Source organism: Erythrobacter sanguineus (genome assembly GCF_900143235.1).
Taxonomy (GTDB): domain Bacteria; phylum Pseudomonadota; class Alphaproteobacteria; order Sphingomonadales; family Sphingomonadaceae; genus Erythrobacter; species Erythrobacter sanguineus.
This window is the reverse complement of the sequence record NZ_FRDF01000002.1, coordinates 222077-244028: the sequence shown is the minus strand read 5'-3', so window position 1 is coordinate 244028 and position 21952 is coordinate 222077. Positions and strand designations below refer to the sequence as shown.

The 21952-nt window shown below is 63.4% G+C and carries 20 protein-coding genes; 9 read left to right on the top strand and 11 right to left on the bottom strand.

What is annotated here, in order from left to right:
• Both BUA05_RS02450 and BUA05_RS02445 read right to left on the bottom strand, forming a co-directional pair.
• Window positions 1-203: transposase (locus BUA05_RS02450; RefSeq protein ID WP_143150239.1), on the bottom strand; the 203-nt coding region annotated here is incomplete at its 3' end.
• Window positions 204-313: 110 nt separating this feature from the next.
• A complete protein-coding gene (locus tag BUA05_RS02445; RefSeq protein ID WP_072673065.1) occupies window positions 314-787 on the bottom strand; it encodes an Lrp/AsnC family transcriptional regulator in 474 nt (157 codons plus the stop codon).
• Between the two features lie 73 nt (window positions 788-860).
• Here BUA05_RS02445 and BUA05_RS02440 point away from each other — a divergent pair, with 73 nt between their 5' ends.
• Entirely contained in the window at window positions 861-2354 is a 1494-nt protein-coding gene (locus BUA05_RS02440; RefSeq protein ID WP_084662426.1) for an aminotransferase class V-fold PLP-dependent enzyme, read from the top strand.
• Between the two features lie 27 nt (window positions 2355-2381).
• Window positions 2382-2642: a hypothetical protein gene (locus BUA05_RS15090; RefSeq protein WP_143150241.1), complete on the top strand. Its 261-nt coding sequence runs from the start codon at window positions 2382-2384 to the stop codon at window positions 2640-2642.
• On the opposite strand, the gene BUA05_RS02435 is transcribed toward BUA05_RS15090, so the two are convergent.
• The 6 genes from BUA05_RS02435 to BUA05_RS02410 are packed head-to-tail and all read right to left on the bottom strand — an operon-like array spanning window position 2603 to window position 6921.
• Window positions 2603-2983 (bottom strand): copper resistance protein CopC, encoded by a 381-nt coding sequence (locus tag BUA05_RS02435; RefSeq protein WP_072673064.1) that lies wholly within the window; start codon window positions 2981-2983, stop codon window positions 2603-2605. The two genes, BUA05_RS15090 and BUA05_RS02435, sit on opposite strands and share 40 nt — an antisense overlap.
• A 36-nt stretch (window positions 2984-3019) precedes the next feature.
• Window positions 3020-3922, bottom strand: a complete 903-nt coding sequence (locus BUA05_RS02430) for a copper resistance protein B (RefSeq protein WP_245790048.1) — start codon at window positions 3920-3922, stop codon at window positions 3020-3022.
• On the bottom strand, window positions 3919-5640 hold the full coding sequence (locus tag BUA05_RS02425) for a copper resistance system multicopper oxidase (RefSeq protein WP_072673063.1): 1722 nt from the start codon (window positions 5638-5640) through the stop codon (window positions 3919-3921). Before BUA05_RS02425 ends, BUA05_RS02430 begins: the two co-directional genes overlap by 4 nt.
• A gap of 6 nt (window positions 5641-5646) precedes the next feature.
• Window positions 5647-6219: an RNA polymerase sigma factor gene (locus BUA05_RS02420; protein WP_072673062.1), complete on the bottom strand. Its 573-nt coding sequence runs from the start codon at window positions 6217-6219 to the stop codon at window positions 5647-5649.
• Window positions 6220-6229: 10 nt separating this feature from the next.
• Window positions 6230-6667, bottom strand: coding sequence for a Spy/CpxP family protein refolding chaperone (locus BUA05_RS02415; protein WP_072673061.1), 438 nt, complete (start codon window positions 6665-6667; stop codon window positions 6230-6232).
• Window positions 6664-6921, bottom strand: coding sequence for a hypothetical protein (locus tag BUA05_RS02410; RefSeq protein ID WP_072673060.1), 258 nt, complete (start codon window positions 6919-6921; stop codon window positions 6664-6666). The genes BUA05_RS02415 and BUA05_RS02410 overlap by 4 nt, the downstream gene beginning before the upstream one ends.
• A gap of 311 nt (window positions 6922-7232) precedes the next feature.
• Here BUA05_RS02410 and BUA05_RS15085 point away from each other — a divergent pair, with 311 nt between their 5' ends.
• Complete coding sequence (locus BUA05_RS15085) at window positions 7233-7475, top strand: hypothetical protein (protein WP_072673059.1); 243 nt, start codon at window positions 7233-7235, stop codon at window positions 7473-7475.
• Complete coding sequence (locus BUA05_RS14665; RefSeq protein ID WP_245790052.1) at window positions 7430-7651, top strand: SDR family oxidoreductase; 222 nt, start codon at window positions 7430-7432, stop codon at window positions 7649-7651. The genes BUA05_RS15085 and BUA05_RS14665 overlap by 46 nt, the downstream gene beginning before the upstream one ends.
• 33 nt (window positions 7652-7684) lie before the next feature.
• Here the strand turns inward: BUA05_RS14665 and BUA05_RS02395 are convergent, their stop codons facing one another.
• A complete protein-coding gene (locus BUA05_RS02395) occupies window positions 7685-9478 on the bottom strand; it encodes a DEAD/DEAH box helicase (protein WP_072673057.1) in 1794 nt (597 codons plus the stop codon).
• A 263-nt stretch (window positions 9479-9741) separates the two neighbouring features.
• Between BUA05_RS02395 and BUA05_RS02390 the strand changes: the two genes are divergently transcribed.
• Window positions 9742-11727, top strand: a complete 1986-nt coding sequence (locus BUA05_RS02390) for a S9 family peptidase (protein ID WP_072673094.1) — start codon at window positions 9742-9744, stop codon at window positions 11725-11727.
• A gap of 222 nt (window positions 11728-11949) precedes the next feature.
• On the top strand, window positions 11950-13758 hold the full coding sequence (locus tag BUA05_RS02385; protein WP_072673056.1) for an SLC13 family permease: 1809 nt from the start codon (window positions 11950-11952) through the stop codon (window positions 13756-13758).
• Window positions 13759-13990: 232 nt separating this feature from the next.
• On the opposite strand, the gene BUA05_RS02380 is transcribed toward BUA05_RS02385, so the two are convergent.
• Window positions 13991-17356, bottom strand: a complete 3366-nt coding sequence (locus BUA05_RS02380; protein WP_084662419.1) for a TonB-dependent receptor domain-containing protein — start codon at window positions 17354-17356, stop codon at window positions 13991-13993.
• Between the two features lie 423 nt (window positions 17357-17779).
• Between BUA05_RS02380 and BUA05_RS02375 the strand changes: the two genes are divergently transcribed.
• Window positions 17780-19438 (top strand): acyl-CoA dehydrogenase family protein, encoded by a 1659-nt coding sequence (locus BUA05_RS02375; RefSeq protein ID WP_072673093.1) that lies wholly within the window; start codon window positions 17780-17782, stop codon window positions 19436-19438.
• A 10-nt stretch (window positions 19439-19448) separates the two neighbouring features.
• On the opposite strand, the gene BUA05_RS02370 is transcribed toward BUA05_RS02375, so the two are convergent.
• Window positions 19449-19910 carry a response regulator gene (locus tag BUA05_RS02370; protein ID WP_072673054.1) on the bottom strand — a complete coding sequence of 154 codons (462 nt, stop codon included), beginning with the start codon at window positions 19908-19910 and terminating at the stop codon, window positions 19449-19451.
• 156 nt (window positions 19911-20066) lie between these two features.
• Between BUA05_RS02370 and BUA05_RS02365 the strand changes: the two genes are divergently transcribed.
• Together BUA05_RS02365 and trxB are read left to right on the top strand one after the other, a co-directional pair.
• The gene (locus tag BUA05_RS02365; RefSeq protein ID WP_084662418.1) at window positions 20067-20906 is read left to right on the top strand and encodes a tyrosine-protein phosphatase; all 840 of its coding nucleotides are present in this window, start codon (window positions 20067-20069) and stop codon (window positions 20904-20906) included.
• Window positions 20907-20967: 61 nt separating this feature from the next.
• On the top strand, window positions 20968-21945 hold the full coding sequence (gene trxB / locus BUA05_RS02360) for a thioredoxin-disulfide reductase (protein WP_072673053.1): 978 nt from the start codon (window positions 20968-20970) through the stop codon (window positions 21943-21945).
• The last annotated feature ends 7 nt before the right edge of the window (window positions 21946-21952 follow it).

The window sequence follows — 21952 nt, the reverse complement described above, 5'->3', positions numbered from 1 at the left end:
CAGGTGTAATACAAGCTCTGGGCGATGCCTTCCTTCCGGCACAGCTCGGCGATGCTGTCCTCGCCGCGCAGCCCGTCGAGCACGATGCGGATCTTGTCCTCAGCCGAGAAATGGCGACGGGTTGCACGCCGGATGTCCTTCACCACCCGCTCGGCAGGGGCCTTCTTGGGGGGCGATTTCTTCAAGGAGGGTTGGGTCTTCATCTTCGTTCCTTCGTCACTACGACGAAGCCCCAACCCTCCTTAAATCACAACCTCAAATCTGTGCCATTGGTGCTGACGGGGGACAAGGGATTGGTGATCAGGCTGGGGCATTAAACCAGCTGAATCGGTCTCGCGCTGATCATTTCCTCCATCACGAAATGGCCCGTCACCACCGAAAGGTCGAACCCGTCGACCAACTGCTGATAGAACCGGTCATAACCCCTGATCCCCTGTGTCACGACCTTGACCAGATAATCCCACTCGCCGCCGATGCGGTAGAGGTCGACGACGCCGGGTATGCGTTCGACATGGGCCTTGAACGCCACCGCCCAGTCTTTGGAATGGTGCGGGGTCTTGATCATCACGATCACCACCAGATCGAGGCCAAGCCGCGCCAGATCGACATCAGCCCGCTGGCCGCGCAGCACGCCTTCGTTCTGGAGCCGCTGCAACCGCCGCCAGCAGGCGTTCTGCGACAAACCGACAGCCTCGGCCAATGCGCGCTGGCTCAAGGAAGCGTCATCCTGAAGCGCCATCAGGAGCTTGCGATCGATATTGTCGATTTCGGGATTCTCAGTGGTCATATGATCGATTTTCTAGTCGATATTCATGAAAACAGGTAATGAAATCCCGGCAGGACTGCCCGAAAAGCGCTGCATGACCGATGCACTCTCCTGCTCCGACCCGGCTGTGGCTCAGGCCCACGCCCTGTTTGACGCCTTTCGCAGCGAGATACGCGGCACGCTGGCCGATGGCAGTCTCGCTGCCTCTATCATCGGCAAGGGCGCGACGGTTCATGGGCCGCTCGGGCCGCAGCCACTCCTCTATGCCGATTATGCCGCGTCGGGCCGGGCACTGCGCGAGGTCGAGGATTTTGTGTTGGAGCATGTCCTGCCGGTCTATGCCAACCCGCACACGCAGGCCTCGCACTGCGGTCGCTCGATCAACGCGCTGCGCCGCTCAGCCAGGGCTGAGATCGCGTGGTTCTGCGGGGCGGACGCTGGCGATGCGGTGATCTTCGCCGGTTCGGGCGCAACCGCGGGCCTGCAGAAGCTGGTGCGGCTGTTCGGAGCCGACCTCCCGGACGCCGAAGGACGGCGCGCGCTGGTCTTGCTCGGCCCTTACGAGCACCACTCCAACCTGCTGCCATGGCGCGAAAGCGGCGCGGAGGTGATCGAACTGCCAGAGGGTGCCGACGGCGGCCCGGATCGTGCCGCGCTCGCCGAGGTTCTCAAGGTCGGGAAAGGCCGGAAGGTCATCGCCGCCTTTTCCGCCGGGTCGAACGTCACCGGCGCATTGACCGATGTCGCCGCCGTATCGCGCATGGTGCAGGCGGCGGGCGGCAAGGTGATTTGGGACTATGCCGGGGCGGGCTCCTACATCGCGATGAACATGCGCCCGGCACCTGACGTTGCCGTCGATGCGTTGGTCTTCTCGCCTCACAAGTTCCTCGGCGGCCCCGCGTCATCGGGCGTGCTGGTGGTGCGTCGCGATGCCGTGGTGCTGGACAAGCCCTCGGCTCCCGGCGGCGGCACGGTCAGCTTCGTCTCGCCATCTGGCCATGACTACCTTGCCGATCTCGCCGCGCGGGAGGAAGCCGGCACACCCAACGCGATCGGCGATATCCGCACGGCGCTCGCGGGCATCGTTCGGTCCTGCATGATGGAGGCCGGGCTCGACCTGCGCGCACAGCAGATGTGCCGCGACGCACTGGCCCGCTGGCGCGCAAACCCGCGGATCGAGGTGCTGGGGCGCGAGATGGATGAACACCTGCCGATCGTCTCGTTCAGGATGCGCGACGGCGAAGGGCAACTGGTCCATCACCAGCTTGTCACCCGCATCCTTAGCGATTGTTTCGGCATTCAGGCACGCGGCGGTTGTGCCTGCGCGGGGCCTTATGTTCACCGTCTGCTGGATCTCGACGAACAGCACTCGCGCGCGATCTACCAGGCGATCCGCTTCGGCGCGGAACTGGACAAGCCGGGGTTTGTGCGGGTCAATTTCTCCCCGCTCATGAGCAATGCGGAGTTTGCCCATCTCGTGACCTGCGTCGAAACGATTGCCCGTGACAGCGCCATCCTCGCCCGCCATTTCGTCGGCAATCCCGCCACCGCCGTCTTCGAACCAGTGGCAGCCAGTGCTGCTGCCTGAGCCGGTTGCCAGACCGAGCCTGCAAACCTGCCTTCCTTCACCGCGACAAGGACGACGAATTCCACGCGCATCGGATGCCCTGTCGAAATCAAGAATCACGAATATCGCGTCCGCCTGGCACCTGAGCGCGCGCATGAACTGGTCGCGCGCGGTCACGAAGTGTGGATAGAAACGCGCTTAACAATGCCGGTCAATCGGGGAGCAAATGACGCTGCCGGCTTCCTGAACTCCAATCTGGGAGGAACGACCTATGGTACATCGAAGCCGAAAGTGCCGCTCATCGGATGACCATCGCCAGCGGCAGCCTGCCAGCGGATCTCGTAGGTTCCGGCGGGCAATGGTTTGCGCAAGGTCAGGGTCATGGTCTGGCTGTCTTCAGACCAGCTGGCGGTAAAGTTGCGGATCACCATTTCGCCGTGATTGGGGACGCCCGGCATCGCGGTCATGACAATGCTTGCTGCGGCTGCCATCTGATCGACCGGTTGGTTGAAGGTCAGTGCGATTTCGCGCGGGGCCTTGGCCGCGGTGCCTGCGACCGGGGTCGAGGCGGCAAGTTCGACATGTGCGAGAAGCGCGCAGGGGAAGCCCGATGAAAGGGTAAGGGCAGCGAGGAAAGCAGCAAAACGCATCGATTGTCCTTCGTGTTGTCATAAACAGACGTGTTGTCAGAACCAGAACCGCAGACCCACCACGAAGCTGGTGGTGGATGGATCTTCACCGCGCGCGCGGACGAAATCCGCGCTGCGGCCCGTGCGCCACGATTGTTCGATACCGATATAGGGCGCGAACTCGCGGGCAATTTCGTAACGCAGACGCGCGCCGATCTCGATCTGGTCGAGCCCCGCACCAATGCCGAGCGGGGCGATGTCCTGTGCGGAAAGGTTCGCCTCGATCCGCGGTTGCAGGATCAGGCGCTGGGTGATGCGCTGGTCGATCTCGCCCTCGATCCGGGCGGTAAGATCACCCCGGTGGGAGAGGAACAGAGCAGCGTCGATCTCGAACATGTAGGGCGTAAGGCCCTGCACGCCGATCACCGCATGAGTTGTGTCCGGCCCAGCAATGTCGTGGCGGATGCCGGCCTGCACATCCCAGAACGGCGCGAAAGCCTTGGCGTAGAGCGCCTGCACCTCGGCATCTTCCGGAGCGGAGCCGAATGTGCCTTCGCCCTCGCTCTTGAACCACAGCCGTGTCGTCGGACCGCCGTAATAGCCCTGAATGTCCCACAGGTAGACGTCCGCGCCCTCGCGCACCTGCGCTTCCAGCCGGTCGCCCTGAAACCAGAACACCGGGAAATCGCCATGGGTGCGGCGCAGTTCCTTGCGTGAGGCCCGCATCGCCTCAGCCCCCCAGATCGCATCGGCGGCACGCGGCGGACCACTGCCGGCGGCGGGGGGCGGCGGGGTTTCCATGGCCGGGCCGGGGGAAGCGGGCTTGGCTGGTTCGGCCATATCATGTCCGGCGTGCGGGTCGTGTTGCTCGGGCGATGTCTGATGCTGATGGTCGTCATGGCTCTGGGCGGCCAGCTGAGAGGCCGCCAGCATCATGGTAAGCGAAAGCAGAGCCCTCACTCGCCCTCTCCCGGCCCCATCACCGTCACGGTCTGCATCATCCCGCCATGCATGTGATACAGCAGGTGGCAGTGAAACGCCCAGTCGCCCGGTTCATTGGCGGTGATATCGAACTGCGCGCTCGCGCCCGGCTGGACGATCACCACGTTCTTGCGCGGTTGGTGGGCGGACGTCTCGCCGTTGACCAGTTCGAAGAACATCCCGTGCAGGTGGATCGGGTGCGCCATCATGGTGTTGTTGACCAGCTTGACCCGCACCCGTTCGTTCCACGCAAAGCGGATCGGCACGTCGCTGACGGCGGAATACATCCGGCCGTCGAACGACCACATGTAGCGTTCCATGTTGCCGGTGAGGTGCAGCTCCAGCAGGCGCGAGGGGTTGCGGGTATCACGGTTCGGCTCCAGCGCTGACAGCATCCGGTAGTTCAGCACCCGGTGATCGACATCGCGCAGGCCAAGACCGGGATCGCCCAGCTTGTCGACCGGCGCCATGGAGACCATGTCGATGCCCGGGCCGATTTTCACATCGGGCGGCAACAGCAAGGTATCGCGCATCTTCATGCCGGCCATGCCGTGCGCGCCTTCGTCCCCCATATCGCCGTGGTTCATCCCCATGTCGCCCATGTCGAGCAGCGGGGGTTTGCGCAGCGCAGGAACCGGAGCGCGAGCGCCCGGACGGCTTGCCAGCATCGCCAGCGCCATGCCGGAACGGTCCATGCATTCGGCGATGATCGCGTAAGCATCGGTGGTGCCCGGCGTGATGATCACGTCATAGGTTTCTGCCGTGCCGATCTGGAATTCATCGACCTCCACCGGGCGCACATTCTGGCCATCGGCAGCGATCACCGTCATCGGCAGGCCGGGAATCCGGATGTTGAAGAAGGTCATCGCCGATCCGTTGATGATCCGCAGCCGGATGCGCTCGCCGGGGCGAAACAGGAATTCCAGCCCTTCCTTGGGCCCGCGCCCATTGGCGAGATAGGTGTAGGTGGAACCCGTGACATCGGCGATATCGGTCGCGGGCATCCGCATCTCGCCCCACATCTGCCGTTCTTCAGCAGTGAGGGGGTAATCATCGGTCCAACTGGTCTGCTGGTAGTTGAAATAGCCTTCACCCTTGCGCAGGCGGTCCATGATGAAATGCGGCGAAAGCGGGGTGAACTCGCTCAACAACAGGATATATTCGCGGTCATATTCTGCCGGTTCGTCGCCCGCCGGATCAATGATCAGCGGGCCGTAATGGCCCTGCTGTTCCTGCAGACCGGAATGGCTGTGATACCAGTAGGTGCCCGCTTGCCGCACCGGAAATTCATAGGTGAAGGTCTGCCCTGGCCTGATCCCGGGAAAGCTGATTCCCGGCACCCCGTCCATGTGAAACGGCAGCAGCAAGCCATGCCAGTGGATCGAGGTATCCTGACCCAGATTGTTGGTGACGTTGAGCTGGACATCCTGGCCTTCCTGCAAACGCACCAGTGGACCCGGAACGCTCCCATTGACTGCAATGCCGTGCCCCTTGCGTCCCTGCACGACACGCGGGCCGTGGCCCACTGCGAGGTCGATCACCGGTCCGCCGACCTCGTCAAAGCCCGCTTTTATCGGCGCACCGCCGCGCTGGCGATGCACGCTGTGGCCTTGCGCCCACGCGGGCATGGCCGCGAATGCGGAGGCAGCGCCGGCACCCAGCATCAGGCGGCGTCGGGACAACACAGGAAGAGCCATGCCCTCCTATACGCGGGCGGCTGGATCATCCCTTGGCGGCTCGCCAAGTTTCTGTCTGGCCCGATAAAGCCGGGTCTCGACAGCCTTTTCGCTGATACCGAGCGCGCGTGCTGTCTCTGCCTGGCTCAGCCCTTCGAGCGTGCGCAGCAGCAGTACGTCCTTGAGGCTTGCAGGCAAGGCGGCGATCGCACGGGCGGTGGCGGCAAGCGCATCGCGCTGCTCTGCCACTTCGTCGGGCAGCGGTGCATCATCGGGAATCCAGCTGGCCGCATTGGCGGGCAAAGCCAGCCCGAGCAGCCGCCGCACCTTGCGCCGCCGGGCCCAGTCGCGCGCCTTGTTGAGCGTGATCGTTGCCAGCCAGCCGCGCAGGGGCCGGGCCGGATCATACCGTCCCAGCGCGGTGAAGGCGGCCAGAAAGGCTTCCTGCACGATATCGAGCGCTTCGTCGGGATCGCCCGTGGCGGTTCGGGCGAGGCGGTAAAGCGCATCGCGATGCCGCTCCACCAGAGCACGCTGCGCCTGCGCGTCGCCCGCCAGCGCCCCCCGCGCCAGTGCTGCATCAGTTTCCGCCTCAGTCACTGGGCCTCGGTCACTGGGCCGAAGCGGTCAGCGCCTTGTCGACCACGGCATCGAATTGCGGCTGCTGATCGGGCCGCAGGATCGCCCGCATGGCAAAGACATGTTCAAGTGTGGCCTTTTGTACCGCACCCATCGAATGGTGGGTTGCATCCACCGCTGCCGACACACGCGGGCCATAGACATGCTCGGCTGCTATTGCCTCTGCCAGCCGCGCATTGTCAGCCTTGAGCCGGGCTTCGAGGTTGGTTCGACGTTTGGCGAATTCGGCTTCGAGCGTCTCAAGCTTTTGTTCCTGCATCGCATCAAGGTCGAGCCTCTCATGCATCAGGGCATGAAGTTCTGCGCCGGCGTCGGAGGCTGCGGGATGGAGCATTCGCGCGGCAAAAACTCCGGTTCCGGCCGCAAGAAATGCAATCACGGCGATCAGGGTAACCCGGCGCAGGCTCATCCGCGGGCGAGCGCGATCAGAGGGGTAAGGGCAACCGGCGGACCAAAGGGCACCTTCGCGCCCGGCCTGTCGAGGGGCGCAAGCCCGCCGATAATGCCGATCGTCAACGCCGCTGCTGCCGCGAACCCTGTTACGGCCTGCGATTGTCGCCGCTCGCGCCGCGCCCGGCCTGCAAGCGCCGCGCCGTCGAGCCGTTCCAGCCCGGCAGGCACGGCGGCCATGCGGAGCATCAACAGGTGTCCATCAATATCCATCAACAGCCTCCTCTAGCCCTGCCATACGCCGCTCTAGCCCTGCCATACGCCGCTGCGGGGAAAATCCCTCATAGCCCATCATGCTGCCCGGCCAACAGGCCTGAGGGGTTGAGGATTGCGCATAGTTCCCCGGTTATCAGCCAGCCTGCCCGGTTTGAGCCTGCCGCTGCGCCGCCAGCGCCCGACCTTTCCACCTTCTGTCGCGAACCGCCTGGCTTTCAATCATGCGGGTCGCTGGCATTTGGGCGCATTGCTGGAACTTTTCTGCAAGCCACCCCACAATCGTCCTCCACGCGAATTGGGGGAATGCCATGGATCTCGAACTTGAAGGCAAGGTCGCACTGGTTACCGGGGCAAGCCGCAGCATAGGTCGGGCGATCGCCAAGGGGTTGGCGGCCGAGGGCGCTCCGATGGATGATTACGGCTACACCTCGGCTAAGGCAGCGCTCAACGCCTATGCCAAGAAGCTGGCCATAAACGAGGCCGCGAACGGTATCAGGCCAATGCGCTGCTACCCGGCTCGGTCGAATTTCCGGGTGGCGGCTGGGATGTGATGCGCTCCCAAAACCCGCCGGTCTATGAAATGGTGCGCGGCAGCATCCTCTTCGGCCGTCTGGGAAGACCCGAGGAAATTGCCGATGCGGCGGTCTGGCTTGTCTCGGCGCGTGCGGGCTGGGTGACAGGGGCGGCGCTCGGCGTGGACGGGGGGCAGGGCAAGGGCATCCGCTGACCTGACTGCTGCCTTGTGACACGAACGCTGTTCTTAGGGTTGCTTGCGCTTGTGTTTGTACTTGGCCGCAGGCTTGCCGGGCCTCGGGCCGGCAGCAGCAGAGTGGGCGTGGTTTTTCTTGCCGAAGTTCCGGCCTGTCGGCTTGGCCTTGACGAAGGCGTTATCTGAAGCGCTGCGTGATGGGTGGCGTTGGCGGTTGCTACGGGCAGCTTCCCGCGGGCCAGCCTCCGAACGTTCGATCATCAGCGCTTCTTCTTCGCCATCGGATGCGCCCGTCCGCGCGGCGGCTGCGGCGAATTTCTCGGCGATGGTGCGCGGGATTTGGAAGTAGGTTTCCGCCTGACCGATCCGGATCGCGCCGATTTCGTTGCGGGTAATGTGCCCGCGACGGCAGATGATCGGCAGCAGCCAGCGCGGGTCGGCATTGTTGGCGCGACCGACATCCATCCGGAACCACACCGTATCCTCGAAGCCGGGACGGTGGCGATCCTTCTGGGCATCGGCCCGTGCCTGCGGGGTATTGGCGATCAGGTCCTCGGGCTCGGGCAGGCTCGCGCGGTGGGCGTTGACCAGCATGGCGGCGATTTCTTCCGGGCTGCGTTCGGCCAGCAGGCGCTGTGCCAGATCACGGTCGGCTTCTTCGACTTCCACCGGGGCGAGCAGTTTGCCGAGCAGGCGTTCGCGGTCGCGTTTGCCGATGGCCTCGCGGTCGGGCACGTCCTGCCATTCCGCCGCGATTTTGGCGCGGTTCAGCATCGCCTCGACCCGGCGGCGGCCCGAGAATGGCACGATCAGCACCGCAACGCCTTTGCGCCCGGCACGCCCTGTCCGGCCTGAGCGGTGCTGCAGCGTTTCGGCATCGCGGGGGATTTCGACATGGACGACAAGGCTGAGAGTGGGCAGGTCGATCCCGCGCGCGGCGACATCGGTGGCGACGCATACCCGCGCCCTTCCGTCGCGCAGGGCCTGCAAGGCCTGATTACGCTCGCCTTGCGAATGCTCGCCCGACAGCGCCACCACGGCAAAGCCGCGTTCCTGCAATGTGGCGTGCAGGTGCCGCACCTTTTCGCGGGTGGCGCAAAACAGGATCGCGGTTTCAGCCTCGTGAAAACGCAGCAGGTTGACCACCGCGTTCTCGATCTCGGGCGGGGAAACGGTGACGGCCTGGTAGGCAATATCGCCGTGACCGCGGCCTTCGCTGATCGTGGCGATCCGCAAGGCATCATTCTGGTAACGGCGCGCGAGCGCCTCGATCGGACGCGGCATGGTGGCCGAGAACAACAGCGTGCGGCGCCCATCCGGCGTCGCATCAAGGATCGCTTCCAGCTCCTCGCGGAAACCCATGTCGAGCATCTCGTCGGCTTCATCCAGCACCGCTACTGCGAGCTGGGACAGCATCAGCGCCCCGCGTTCGAAATGGTCACGCAGCCGGCCGGGTGTGCCAACCACGATGGCCGGGCCGGAAGAGAGCGCCTTGCGTTCGGCCGAGGGGTTCATCCCGCCAACGCAGGTGGCAACCCGCGCGCCGGTCCTGTCATAAAGCCATGCAAGCTCGCGGCTGACCTGCAACGCCAGTTCGCGCGTCGGGGTGATTACCAGCGCGCGCGGTGCCGTGGCAAACCCGATCCGGCCATCCCCGTCGAGCAGTTCGCTCGCCATTGCGAGGCCGAAGGCGACGGTCTTGCCCGAACCGGTCTGGGCCGAGACGACGAGATCGCGTCCCGCTGCTTCTGGACGAAGCACTTCGGCCTGTACCGGGGTGGCAGTGCTGTAATCGCGCTCGGCAAGCGCGGCTTCGAGGGTTGCGGGGAGGGCAGGAAAGGTCATGAAAGGGGCTCGTATCAAGGTGTTCGCTGAAATCGGTGCGAACATCCGGGGATTTCGGGGGGAATGGCGATGAGAGGCAAAGATGGCTTGCACCCCGCCGGTTCGCACGCCCCCTAGCTGAAATCTTCGTTCCCGGCTTGTGAAAAGTGAACGACCCTGCGCGCATCCGCCGGCGCTGCCCATTTTTCGGGTATTCGGCGCATTGCGTTCGTGCCGGGGGACGCTAGGCTGCGCCCGATTATGTCTCAGTCCACGAGGTGCCCGTGATCCGCTCCGTCTTTCTTGCCAGCGCCGCTGCCATTTTCGCCCTGCCACAGGCCTCGATTGCCCAGGATGCCGAAGAGACATTCGGGGGAGCCAAGGGCGCCGATCTCTCGATAGCGGCGATCGAACCGGATGGCGGCGCCATCACCATAGGCCGGGCAGGTGAATATCCTGCCGATATCGCCCGCTACCTGCTGGCGTCGGGGGCGGGGGCGGCGAATCTTTCGCCCGATGGCAAGACCATTGCCTTTGCCTGGGATGTGACGGGCGAATCCGAATTGTGGGTGATGCCTGCAAGCGGCGGCCAGCCGCAGCAGGTGACTTTCAAAACCGGCGTGTTCGCTCCGGTCTGGACCCCGGACGGCACCCGTCTGTTCTATTCCGCCGACCGTGACGGCAATGAACAGCCCGGCTATTTCGCGATCACCGCCGACGGAAAGAGCGAGACCGAGGTACTTGCCGCTGCGCGCGGCGATTTCCGCATTTTCGGCGATTTCGCCGCCGACGGCAGCTTCGTCTATGCCTCGACCGCGCGCGGGGCGGGGGTGTTCGACATCTATCGCGGCACGCTGGACGGGCAGAGTGAATTGATCGTCCAGTCCGAACTTGGCCTTGCTGCTCGATCGATATCGCCCGACGGCAAATTTGCCATCGTCACCGAGACCGTGGGCGAGGATGCCGACAATCTGTATCTGCTCGATCTCGCGACCAGGGCAATGACCACGATTTCGAGGCCTCCGGTGGAGGACCGCGCAGCCCATACGCTGGGCGGGTTCGAATGGGCGCCGGATTCCTCGGGCTTCTACTTCTCCACCAACCGCGACCGCGAATTCGGCACGCTGGCGTTCTACAGCCTCGCCAAGGCAAGCTTCGCGCCCGTGTTCGATGCCAAAAGCGACGTCGAGAACCTCGAACTTTGCGGGACGGGCGGCGATTTTCTCTACTGGACCCAGAACGATGACGGGTTCGACACGTTGCGTGGCTGGCACACCGCCGATAAGCGCGCGATCGCCATGCCGCAGCTTCCTGAAGGCAGATACCAGCTCGATTGCGAAGCCGATGGGCAGTTGATGGTGCGGGTCAATGGCTGGCAGACCCCGGGCGAGATATGGATGACCAACCCGGTGGCTGGAACCGCGCAAAAGGTGTTTGCCGCCAACCTTGCCGGGCTTGACCCTGCGCGGCTCGTGCGGCCCGAGGTGGTGCGATACAAGGCCCGCGACGGGGTGGAGTTGCAAGGGCTGCTTTATCTGCCCGCAGGGGCCGGGACGGGCGCCGATGCGCCGCCGGTGCTGTTCAATGTCCACGGCGGGCCTTCGGGTCAAAGCGTGGCCTCCTTTTCTGCCGTAACGCAATATCACGTTGCGCGCGGGGTTGCCGTGTTCCAGCCCAATGTGCGCGGCAGCACCGGGCTCGGGCGTACCTATTCGACGCTGGATGATCGCGAGAGACGGCTCGATTCGGTGCGCGATCTGGTCGATCTCAAGCGCGCGCTCGCTGCGGATGGGCTGATCGATGGGAGCCGCGCGGCGGTGATGGGTGGCTCCTATGGCGGCTATGCGGTCAATGCCGTGCTGGCCGAATATCCGGGCGAATTCGCTGCCGGGATTTCGCTGTTCGGGGTGGCGGACTGGGTCACCGCGCTGGAAATTGCCTCGCCTTCGCTCAAGGCGGCGGACAAGATCGAATATGGCGATATTGCCGAGGATAAGTGGCGTGAATTCTACAAGGTCAATTCGCCGATCCGCAAGGCCGACCGGATCACCGTGCCGGTGCTCTATTCGCATGGGGTGATGGATCCGCGGATCGACATTGCCGAGACCGAAACGATGGTGAAGACGCTGCGCGCCAATGGCGTGGCTGCGCCCTTCATCCGTATTCCCGATGAAGGCCACGGCTGGCGCAAGCTGTCGAACCAGCTGTTCTATTACCGCAAGCAGGCCGAATTCATCGAGGAACAGCTTGGCCTGACGCAGCCGGAGTAACCTGGCTGGCCGATCATGGATCTCGCGCGGAAGCTGCCCGACAAGGGTTTGGCTGATGATGGGATCAAGGCCGGTTGCTGCGGCATCTGCGCTGCGTGACTGTTGATCAGAAACGGTGGGTCGGCAACAGGATTGATGCCCGTCGCCAGCTATGTGCGGGTCACGGTTGCGCCAGTTTTGTGGTCGCTGGCACGCGCTGCATGGCTGATGTAGGAACCGGCGATGCTGTCTTTCCTTGAAGAACATGTCAGTCCGTTCGCGCCCTATATCGGCCTTGCGCTGCTGGTGGGGCTATTTGCGGCCTTTGTGACCGAGCGGAGACCGCCAGTGGTCATAGCAATCACGGGCGGCGTGCTGATGATGGCCTTCGGGTTCCTGCCGCCGCGCGAATTGCTTGGTGTGTTCAGCAATTCCGCGCCGATCACGATCGCTGCCATGTTCGTGCTTTCAGGCGCGCTGTTGCGCACCGGCGCGCTTGAGGAAGTGTCGGGGTGGATTATCCGGCGTACCTTGCGCAAACCCCGGTTGGCGGTGGCAGAGATCGGTGCGGGAACCATTGCGGCCTCCGCATTCATGAACAATACACCAGTGGTCATCGTGATGATCCCGATCGCGCAGCGCCTTGCCCGCGTGCTGGGGGTCAATGCCACCCGGCTATTGATCCCCTTGTCCTATGTTTCGATCCTCGGCGGAACGCTGACACTGATCGGCACCTCGACCAACTTGCTGGTCGATGGCGTCGCACAAGAGCAGGGTTTGGCCGCATTCGGGATTTTCGAAATCACGATCATCGGTCTGTGCGCTGCGACCGCCGGGTTGGCGGTGCTGACCCTGACCGGAAAGTATCTGCTACCCGATCGCGCAGCCCACGCCATGGATGAACAGGGCGAAAGCGATGCCTTCCTGTCCCACCTTGTGTTGGTGCCTGAAAGCCCGCTGGTGGGCCGGAGGATCGCGGATATCGGCCTTTTCCGTCGGCCCGGGCTGCGCCTCGTCGGTGTTCAGCGCGGCAAGACGATGGAGCGGCGCGGTTTCGACAATTGGCAGCTGGCTGCGGGCGATCAACTGATCGTGACCGCCAGCCCGGCGGAGCTTGCCTCGCTTGCGGAGGCGTATGACTTCAGAACCGGCCTGATGGGTGTCGGCGGGGGTGTGGCGACTGCCGGGCCCGAACGGCCCGACGACCTTCGCCTCGTGCAGGCGGTGATTTCTCCGTCCCACCCGATGATCGGGCGCAGGCTGGCAGAGATACCTTTATTGTCCCGGCTGAAGGTGCGCGTGCTCGGACTGGTTCGGCCACGCCATGTTGCCGGGCCTGATCTTGCCAGCGCTCGTGTGCGGGCTGGCGACCGCCTGCTGATCGCAGCGGGCAGCGATGCGGCCCAGGCACTGCAGGCGAATGTCGGCCTGACCGATGTCGGGGAGGCCAAGGCCCGCGCGTTCCGGCGCGCGCAGGCTCCCATAGCGATTGCCACGCTGGCCGGTGTCGTGCTGCTTGCCGCAGTCTTCGGCTGGCCGATCGAAGCGCTCGCGCTTGCCGGGGTAGGGATCGTGATGCTGTTCCGCTGCCTTGAGCCTGAGGAAGCATGGGGGGCGATAGACGGGAACACGCTGGTTCTGATCTTCGGCATGCTCGCCTTTGGCAAGGGGCTGGAGAACGCCGGAACGGTCGATCTGATCGTCTCCAGCCTCGAACCCTTGCTGACCAGCATGACACCGCTGCTGCTGCTGATCGCCATCTACGCCGTGACCAGTCTTTTGACGGAAACCGTTACCAACAACGCCGTTGCGGTGATCATGACGCCGATCGCCATTGGTCTGGCCCCGATTACGGGAATTGATCCCCGACCGCTGGTGATCGCTGTCATGTTCGGAGCCAGCGCCAGCTTTGCGACACCAATTGGCTACCAGACCAACACGCTGGTCTATGGCGCTGCCAATTACCGCTTCATGGATTTCGTGAAAATCGGTCTGCCGATGAACATTGCGGTCGGCATCACAGCCTGCATAGCGATCCATTGGCTGTATTGATGCTGCCAGAGCCTTGCTCTGGTTGGGCAAGGCGTTCTGATACTGGTCGCGCTTCTGCCGGACGATTGCGTGATGTTGCGGCCGGCAGCCTGTCACTTCGACAGCCTGCAGGATGTCGTGAATGCGTGCCTGTCCTGACCAATGGCGCTGAACTGGGCCGCTCCAGAAACGACAAACGGCGGAGCGACCAAGGCCGCTCCGCCGCTGTTTACAGAGTCGAACTGGATCCTCTTTAGAAGGAACCGGAAAGACCAAGGAAGAAGAACCTTCCGCGCGGACCGACCGGACGCGCCAGCCTGCCGAGGAACGGCTCGGTGTCGGTCAGGTTGTTGATGCCGCCAAAGATCTGGACCTTGTCCGTTGCCCGATAGCTGAGGCTGATGTCATGCTCGAACCCGTCGCCGGTGAAGAGCTGTCGTTGATCGAGGATCCCCACGTTTGGCGATACCACAACTTGATCATTGACGATCTCGACGTCATTCGCATCGCTGTTCGAGACCTGCAGCGTGGAATTTTCATACCGCGTCCGCCAGCCGATGTTCCAGCGGTCGAAATCCCAGTTGATGCTGAAGTTCACGATCCAGTCAGGGACGCCAACCACACCAAGCAGATCGCTGTTGAGAGCCTGGTCGGCGATCAGCAGTTGCTGCTGAACCGGATCGGGCTCGTCAGCAATCGTCTGCTGGATGACCGGATCGCCTTCGGTGAAACGCTCAAGGAAGTGCGTGCCGGCGGCTCTCAGGGTAAAGGTGCCCCAGTCACCATTCCCGAACGGCGCATCGAAGCTGTAGCGCGTTTCAAAGTCGATGCCGCGCGCACGCAGCACCTGCAGGTTGATGTTACCCGAGGTGAAGCCCACAATCGCGCCGCCACGGTTGGGATCGCGCTCGATCGCATCGCAGAACTGGTTGTCGGTCGAGGGCAGGTCGACGCAAGCTTGGGCAATCGCCGCGCCGGTCAGGCTCCCGACCGCCTGCTCGATTTCAATGTCGTAGTAATCGACAATGAAAACGAAGTTATCCAGCGCCCCGCCGAGGATACCGCGCGGCTGGAAGATCCCGCCGAGGGTGAAGCTGTCGGAGGTCTCCGGATTCAGCAGCGGGTTGCCGCCCGTCGTGCCGGTCGAGAACGCCGTCAGGAACTGGGCAGAGTCAAAGCCAGGATCCACAAACTGCAGACAGTTGGTCGGACGGTTGCTGGTGCCGTTGTTGATGTTGCCATCGTCACACGGGTCGGCGTCAACGCCGATGGTGGCGATGGATTGCGGCGCGAACAGCTCACCGATATTGGGTGCGCGGATGGCTCGCGAATAGGTGCCGCGGAAGGTCAGCCAGTCAACCGGGCTGTACTGTCCACCAAACGAGTAGGTCTCGGTCGAACCGATCGTGTTGTAATCCGAGTAACGGCCGGCAGCCGTGAACTCGAGATTTTCGACAAACGGCATGTCGCTGAGGATCGGAACACGAATTTCGCCAAAGAGTTCGTAAACGCTGATCCCTTCGCCATTGAGCGGCGAATTGAACAGCGGCGCAGCGACGTTCTCGATCACGCGACCTTCGATCGATTCGAAGCTGTCCCGCAGGAACTGCGATTCGTCACGGCGCCATTCGAAGCCTGCCGCAAAGCCGATCGGCCCACCCGGCAGTTCGAACAGGTGGCTGGTATCGCCGGCCAGAACTGCGAGGAACTGCTGTTGCTCGATCGTTGTGCTCTGGTTGATGTCAACAAAGGCGAAATCGAGCGCGGCGCCCTGGAATTGGCCCAGCAGGTTGAGCGGCGCACAGCTGCCGTCCCCGATCTGGAAGGTGACCGGACGGGTCTGGCCGCTGACATCCGTGCCATTGATGACGGTGCCATCGGCAAAGATCGGCGGGCCACCCACCAGAAACGGAGCGTTGGAAGGCGAAGGCAGGCCGGTCACTTCAGCGCGGCAGACAATATCGCCGACCTGAGCGTTGCCCGCGGTGATTTCCACATCCGCACCATTGCGAACGGCCTTGAGCGTTCCCGAACCGTTTTCGAAATTGAACACCGGATCGGTGCCGTCAATATTGTCCTGAGAAAGTGCGACAGCGTCGAACGCGGTAAAGTAGCGATCGTTCAGGCGTTGACGACGACCTGTGTCGTTTACCTGGGTGCGGCCCCATGTGTAGGTTGCCTCGAAGTTGACATTGCTGTTTGGCGCTTCCCAGCGAAGACCACCCGATGCACGGAAGGTTGAACGCTCGATATCGGTGCCGCGGCCCGTGTCCGAGGCGACGTTATCAAGCGCCACACCGACGAAGGATGCCCCAGCCTCGGCAAGCTGCGCCTGAAGCGCTGTCGGGAGGAATGGGTTGTCGCCGGACAGGAAAAGGTCATCAGCAAAGGGAACGCCCGAGATGTCACTGGTTTCGACATAGGCAAACTTCGCATCGGCAAACACTGTGATGGTATTGGTCAGCTCGTAATCCAACCCTGCGGAGGCAACCACGCGGGTCGATTCCGGGATAAGCGTCAGGCCTGGGGCGTTGCCCGAGAAAATACCGTCACCGCCGCTGGCATTGAAGGCGCCGGTTGAAATGCCGGGGTTGTAGGCCCGCAGCTGCCCCGTCTGCGGGTCGATGATTTGCAGGATCGGGATGGTGGTCCCGCCTAAGGTCGGGACCGTGCTGGTTCCCGGGAGGAAGTTCGTCGCAACCCGCGGGCCAAAGGCCAGGCGATCGAACGGAAAGCCGCCAACCGCGATGATGCCCTGCGAGCTGGAAACCGGAAGCCTTCGGTCGGGGATGAACGCGTTTTCCGTCCCCGGGGCGAGGCCGAGCTGCTCGTTCAGGAAGTCGTTGCTCTGACCGAAAATGGAGTAACCCGGTCCTGCGGCGAAGTCGCGGTCGCCGGCGAGGATCGAGGTGTTATGCGAATATTCGACGGCAAAGACGGCGCTGCCCCGGCCATCCTCGAAGGTTCCACCCCCCGCAACCGAGCCGAAAATTTCCTCCGAATCGCCTTTATCGCTGATGCCGGTCTGGAGGCGATACTCAAGGCCGTCAAAATCGCGGCCCGTGCGGGTAATGTAGTTGACAACGCCCGAGACGGCGTCGGCACCGTAAACGCCCGAGGCACCACCGGTCAGGACCTGCACTTCCTTGATCAGCGACTGCGGGATCGATCCAACGTCGACGGTCGCAGTACCCCCAATACCGGGCACGTGACGCCGGCCATCCTGAAGAACAAGCGTTCTGTTCGTCCCCAGCGAACGCAGGTCAAGCGTGCTGGCGCCCGACAGGGCAAATCCCTGCGCGCTGTCGAGGTTAGCCGGGTCCGACCCTTGCAATGCAGGAATTTCGCGCAGCGTCTGTGTGATGTCGATCTCGCCAGCCTGCTTGAATTGTTCAGCAGTGATGACCTGAACCGGGCCTGCCGAAGCAGTCGCAGCGTCGACCGCGATGCGCGAACCGGTGACGACGATCTGGGCTTCGTCGGGTTGCGTGCTGTCGGCCTCATCAGCAATGCTGTCCTGCGCCTGCGCTGCCGAGGGCGCGAGGGTGGAAACGAGCATCGCCGCGGCAAGCGCCGAAAGCGAACAAGTCTGTCTTGTATGTGTGGAATAGCGCATCATTTTTCCTCGCGTAGGAAGTTCAATCACTGACGCTCCAACGCTGCTGCAAGGCTGCGTCGGAGCGTGTTGCTCATTTCAGACAATGTGCAAACGACGGTCACCCGCAAGCGGCACTCTTGCCTGAATTCAGTCCCTCCTGACCGAGGCGGAAGCCGGGATTTTTCCCGTATCATCCCGCGCCCGGTAACATCTCTGGCTGTGTTTATTACCAGCTTGCAGCCTTAACCTGCCGCAGATGCTGCTTATTCACAACCCAAGTGGCGTGCCTCTGCAAAGCATTGTAGGCTTTTGCCGCATAAGTGTAGCCAATGCGCAACATTGGCGGGGTCTGAACCTTTGTTGAACAAACGAGCCTGATGGGCCGTGATCCAGCGCAATTTTGCGGGTTCGCCTCGGCTGCATGGCAATGCTAACGCTGCCGTCATGAGCGAATGGATCATCGACGCGCGAACAGCTATTGCGGCGGCGCGAGCTTATTGTGACGCTTTGCGGGTGACGCTGGCGGAACGGGTTGCGCCTGACGGATCGCCCGACGCCGTGCTGCTTGAGCGGGAACAGCACGCGGTGCATGGTTTCGCCTGGGCGGCAGCGACGCTGGCCGCGCTTGAGGCGACCGCTGACTGGGCGGCGCGGGCTGATGCCGGTGGCCGGTTCGGTGCGTCGGAGCAACTGGCGCTGCGCATCGGTTTTGGCGAGGCGCTGGCACAGCTTGCCTTCGGCCTCCCCATGAGCGCGAGCGAGGTGGTGCGTCCGGCCGCGTTCGGCTGCGAGGGCGCGGCGCGCGCGCTGACAGATACGCCTGCAATAGCCCGCTTTCTCAACCACGGCAGCACCGCCGAGACCCGCGCCGCTTTTGCCGCGCTGCTCGCCGATGGTCAGCGCCCGGACGAGGCGCTGGGTGACGAGACGCTGGATATGGTGCGCGAACAGTTCCGGGCCTTCACTTCGGAGCGGATCACGCCTCACGCTCACCAGTGGCACCTAGCCGACGCGCTGATTCCCGACGAGGTGATCGCGGAAATGGCGCAGCTTGGCGTGTTCGGCGTGTGCATCCCGGAGGCGCACGGCGGGCTGGGGCTGGGCAAGCTCGCCATGGCCGTGGTTTCCGAGGAGCTTTCGCGCGGGTGGATATGCGCAGGCTCGCTCGGCACCCGGTCGGAAATTGCAGGTGAACTGATCACTGCAAACGGGACGGACCAGCAAAAGGCAGCGCTGTTGCCGCGCATTGCCGACGGCTCGTGCCTGCCGACTGCTGTTTTTACCGAGCCTGATACCGGCTCCGACCTCGCAGCTGTGCGGACGCGTGCGGAACTTCAGCCCGATGGCCGCTGGGAAGTAACAGGGGCCAAGACGTGGATCACTCACGCCGCACGTGCGGACCTGATGACGATGCTGGTGCGCACTGATCCAGCGCAGCCGGGCTATGCTGGCCTGTCGATGCTTCTTGCGGAAAAGACGCGCGGTACGGACGCGCAGCCATTTCCCGATGCCGGGATCGACGGCAGCGAGATCGAAGTGCTCGGTTATCGCGGAATGAAGGAATATGCGCTCGGTTTTGACGGCTTCGTGGTCGCGCCGGAGGGTCTGCTGGGCGGACGCGAGGGACAAGGCTTCAAACAGCTAATGCGGACCTTCGAGGGTGCCCGGATCCAGACCGCCGCACGCGCCATCGGCGTAGCGTGGAATGCCCTGGATCTGGCGCTGGATTATGCGCAGAACCGTAAACAGTTTGGCCAGCTGCTCACCGCCTTTCCGCGGGTCGCCGACAAGATCGCGCTGATGGCGGCTGATATCGTGATGGCGCGTGAGCTGACCTATTATGCCGCCCGAGCCAAGGACCGGCAGGCGCGCTGTGATATCGAGGCGGGGATGGCGAAACTGCTTGCCGCGCGCACCGCCTGGGCGGCGGCGGACAATGCGGTGCAGATTCACGGCGGCAATGGTTATGCGCTCGAATACCCGATCAGCCGGGTGTTGTGCGATGCGCGGATTCTCAACATCTTCGAGGGCGCAGCCGAGATACAGGCGCAGGTGATCGGGCGCGGGCTGCTTGCCGCGCAGTCGCAGGCGCGCGCTGCGTGAGCTGGCGAGCCTAAAGCACGCGCCGCGTCATCTCCATGCGCGGCGCGGCAGCGGGGGTGTCGATTGCCAGCGCGGTCTTGATATCGACGTGACGCGGACGATCACCGCGCAGCTTGATTATCCGCCCGACCCGCCGCACCAGCACAGCGGGATCAAACGGCTTGCGGATGAAATCCTGCGCGCCGGCAAAGATCGCCTGCGCTTCGTCTTCATCGCCGCTCAGCGCGGTGAACATGATCACCGGCAGGTCATAAAGCTGGGCTGAAAGGCGCAGCCGCCGCAGCAGGGTAAGCCCGGATTCGCCGGGAAGACCCTGGTCGAGCAACAGGATATCGGGCCGCTTGCGGCGCACGCATTGCCAAGCCGTCTCGGCGCTCGTCACCCAACCGCAGGCATGGCCGGCATCGATCAGCACTTCGCTTGCCAGTTCGGCGATCAGTTCGTCATCATCTGCGATCAGGATCCGGGCCATCGGGAAGGGGCCTTTCGGTTAATGCGGGTTCGGTTTCATGATTAACCAAATCAGGCTCAAGGTCGGCTTGGCGCGATCCCACGCAATTCCCCCTAAGGGCGGCGGCGGTGGTGCCTGCCTTGCCCCCGTCACCTGCCACTGCCACTGTCGTCAGCGATGATTCGCCACAAAACCAGCCCCGCCGCTCCCCCTGCCGCCCCCCTCGCCGCCGAGGCGCAGGCCATCGGTCCTTTCCTGCCGACCGAAGGCATTCACAACCTGCGCGATTATGGCGGCTATGCAGTGCCGGGCGGGGCGCGGGTGCGTACCGGAGTGCTGTTCCGTTCGGGCCAGCACATGGACGCGACCGATGCCGACCTCGCGCTGCTCGACCGGCTCGATATCCGTACCATCATCGATCTGCGCGGCGTCAGCGAGCGCGCGGGCTTTCCCTGCCGCCGCCATCCGCGCTTTGCTGCTGAAGTGATTGCCCATGAAGGCGAGACCAGCAATTCGCCGCCGCACGAGGGCGGGGGCGGGCGGCTGGTGATGACCCCGCAAAAGGCGCGCGAACGGATGCTGGCGGTCTATACCCGCATGCCGGTGAACCCGGCGATGATCGCGATGTTCACGCGTTATTTCGCCGCACTCGACACGCGTGGTGGCGGCAGCCTCGTGCATTGCTTCGCTGGCAAGGACCGCACCGGGATCGCCGCGAGCCTGTTGCTGCACGTGCTGGGCGTGAACCACGAGGATGTGGTGGCAGAGTTCCTGCGCACCAATGATGCGCCCACCCGCCACGTGCTCGAACGCCAGTCGCTTCCCCGGATGGAAGCCCATTATGGCGCGATCGATCCTGAGGCGCTGCGCAACCTGATGGGTGTGCTGCCCGAATATATCGCAACCTACTTTGCCGAGTTGACGCGTGACCATGGCTCGATCGACACCTATCTTGCGACAAGATTAGGTGTGGATGAGGCAAGGAAAGAACGCCTGCGCGCCAAGCTGGTGGCGTGACAATTGCGCTGCTGCGTCCCATATCGCTGGCACCATATTTGACGGATTGAAGAGACGGATCATGGCGACGCACCACACCAAGATGCTGATTATCGGCTCCGGCCCGGCGGGTTATTCTGCCGCGATCTATGCCGCGCGTGCGATGCTCGAACCGATCGTGGTGCAGGGCTTGCAGCCCGGCGGGCAGCTGACCATCACCACCGATGTCGAAAACTATCCCGGTTTCCGCGATGTGGTGCAGGGCCCGTGGCTGATGGAAGAGATGAAGGCGCAGGCCGAACATGTCGGTACGCGGATGATCTGGGACACCATCGTTTCGGTCGATCTGGAAAACGGCCCCCCGTTTCGCGCCATCGGCGACAGCGGCGATGAATATATCGGCGAAACGCTGGTTATCTGCACCGGCGCGCAGGCCAAATGGCTGGGCGCCCCGGGCGAAATGGAGCTCGGCGGCAAGGGCGTTTCGGCCTGCGCGACCTGCGATGGGTTCTTCTATCGCGGCAAGAAGGTGGCAGTGATCGGCGGGGGGAATACTGCGGTGGAAGAGGCGCTCTACCTCACCAATCATTCCGACAACGTCACCCTGATCCACCGACGCGACAGCTTGCGGGCGGAGAAGATCCTGCAGGAACGCCTGTTCAGCAATCCGAAGATCACTGTGCTGTGGAACAAGGCGGTGGAAAGCTTCGAGGCGGGCGACAACGGCATGCTCGACCACCTCGCCCTGAAAGACACGGTGACAGGCGAGGACTCCACTATCGCAGTCGACGGGGCTTTCGTCGCCATCGGCCACGCGCCCGCGACCGAATTGTTCAAGGGCAAGCTGCCGATGGATGACAGCGGCTATCTGCTTACCGAACCCGGCACGCCCAAAACGGCCATCCCTGGCGTGTTTGCCGCCGGAGACGTGACCGACCATGTTTACCGGCAGGCGGTGACGGCAGCGGGGATGGGCTGCATGGCGGCGCTTGATGGCGAACGCTACCTCGCCGCGCGCGCCCATGCGGCTGCCGAACCTGAAGTGCAGGTGGCGGAATAATCCGTCG

Excerpts from the sequence above, each read along its gene's own strand:
- BUA05_RS02445 (WP_072673065.1), bottom strand. The coding sequence starts at position 787 with ATGACCACTGAGAATCCCGAAATCGACAATATCGATCGCAAGCTCCTG.
- BUA05_RS02440 (WP_084662426.1), top strand. The coding sequence starts at position 861 with ATGACCGATGCACTCTCCTGCTCCGACCCGGCTGTGGCTCAGGCCCAC.
- BUA05_RS02435 (WP_072673064.1), bottom strand. The coding sequence starts at position 2,983 with ATGCGTTTTGCTGCTTTCCTCGCTGCCCTTACCCTTTCATCGGGCTTC.
- BUA05_RS02425 (WP_072673063.1), bottom strand. The coding sequence starts at position 5,640 with ATGGCTCTTCCTGTGTTGTCCCGACGCCGCCTGATGCTGGGTGCCGGC.
- BUA05_RS02415 (WP_072673061.1), bottom strand. The coding sequence starts at position 6,667 with ATGAGCCTGCGCCGGGTTACCCTGATCGCCGTGATTGCATTTCTTGCG.
- BUA05_RS02410 (WP_072673060.1), bottom strand. The coding sequence starts at position 6,921 with ATGGATATTGATGGACACCTGTTGATGCTCCGCATGGCCGCCGTGCCT.
- BUA05_RS15085 (WP_072673059.1), top strand. The coding sequence starts at position 7,233 with ATGGATCTCGAACTTGAAGGCAAGGTCGCACTGGTTACCGGGGCAAGC.
- BUA05_RS02395 (WP_072673057.1), bottom strand. The coding sequence starts at position 9,478 with ATGACCTTTCCTGCCCTCCCCGCAACCCTCGAAGCCGCGCTTGCCGAG.
- BUA05_RS02385 (WP_072673056.1), top strand. The coding sequence starts at position 11,950 with ATGCTGTCTTTCCTTGAAGAACATGTCAGTCCGTTCGCGCCCTATATC.
- BUA05_RS02380 (WP_084662419.1), bottom strand. The coding sequence starts at position 17,356 with ATGATGCGCTATTCCACACATACAAGACAGACTTGTTCGCTTTCGGCG.
- BUA05_RS02375 (WP_072673093.1), top strand. The coding sequence starts at position 17,780 with ATGAGCGAATGGATCATCGACGCGCGAACAGCTATTGCGGCGGCGCGA.
- BUA05_RS02370 (WP_072673054.1), bottom strand. The coding sequence starts at position 19,910 with ATGGCCCGGATCCTGATCGCAGATGATGACGAACTGATCGCCGAACTG.
- BUA05_RS02365 (WP_084662418.1), top strand. The coding sequence starts at position 20,067 with ATGATTCGCCACAAAACCAGCCCCGCCGCTCCCCCTGCCGCCCCCCTC.
- trxB (WP_072673053.1), top strand. The coding sequence starts at position 20,968 with ATGGCGACGCACCACACCAAGATGCTGATTATCGGCTCCGGCCCGGCG.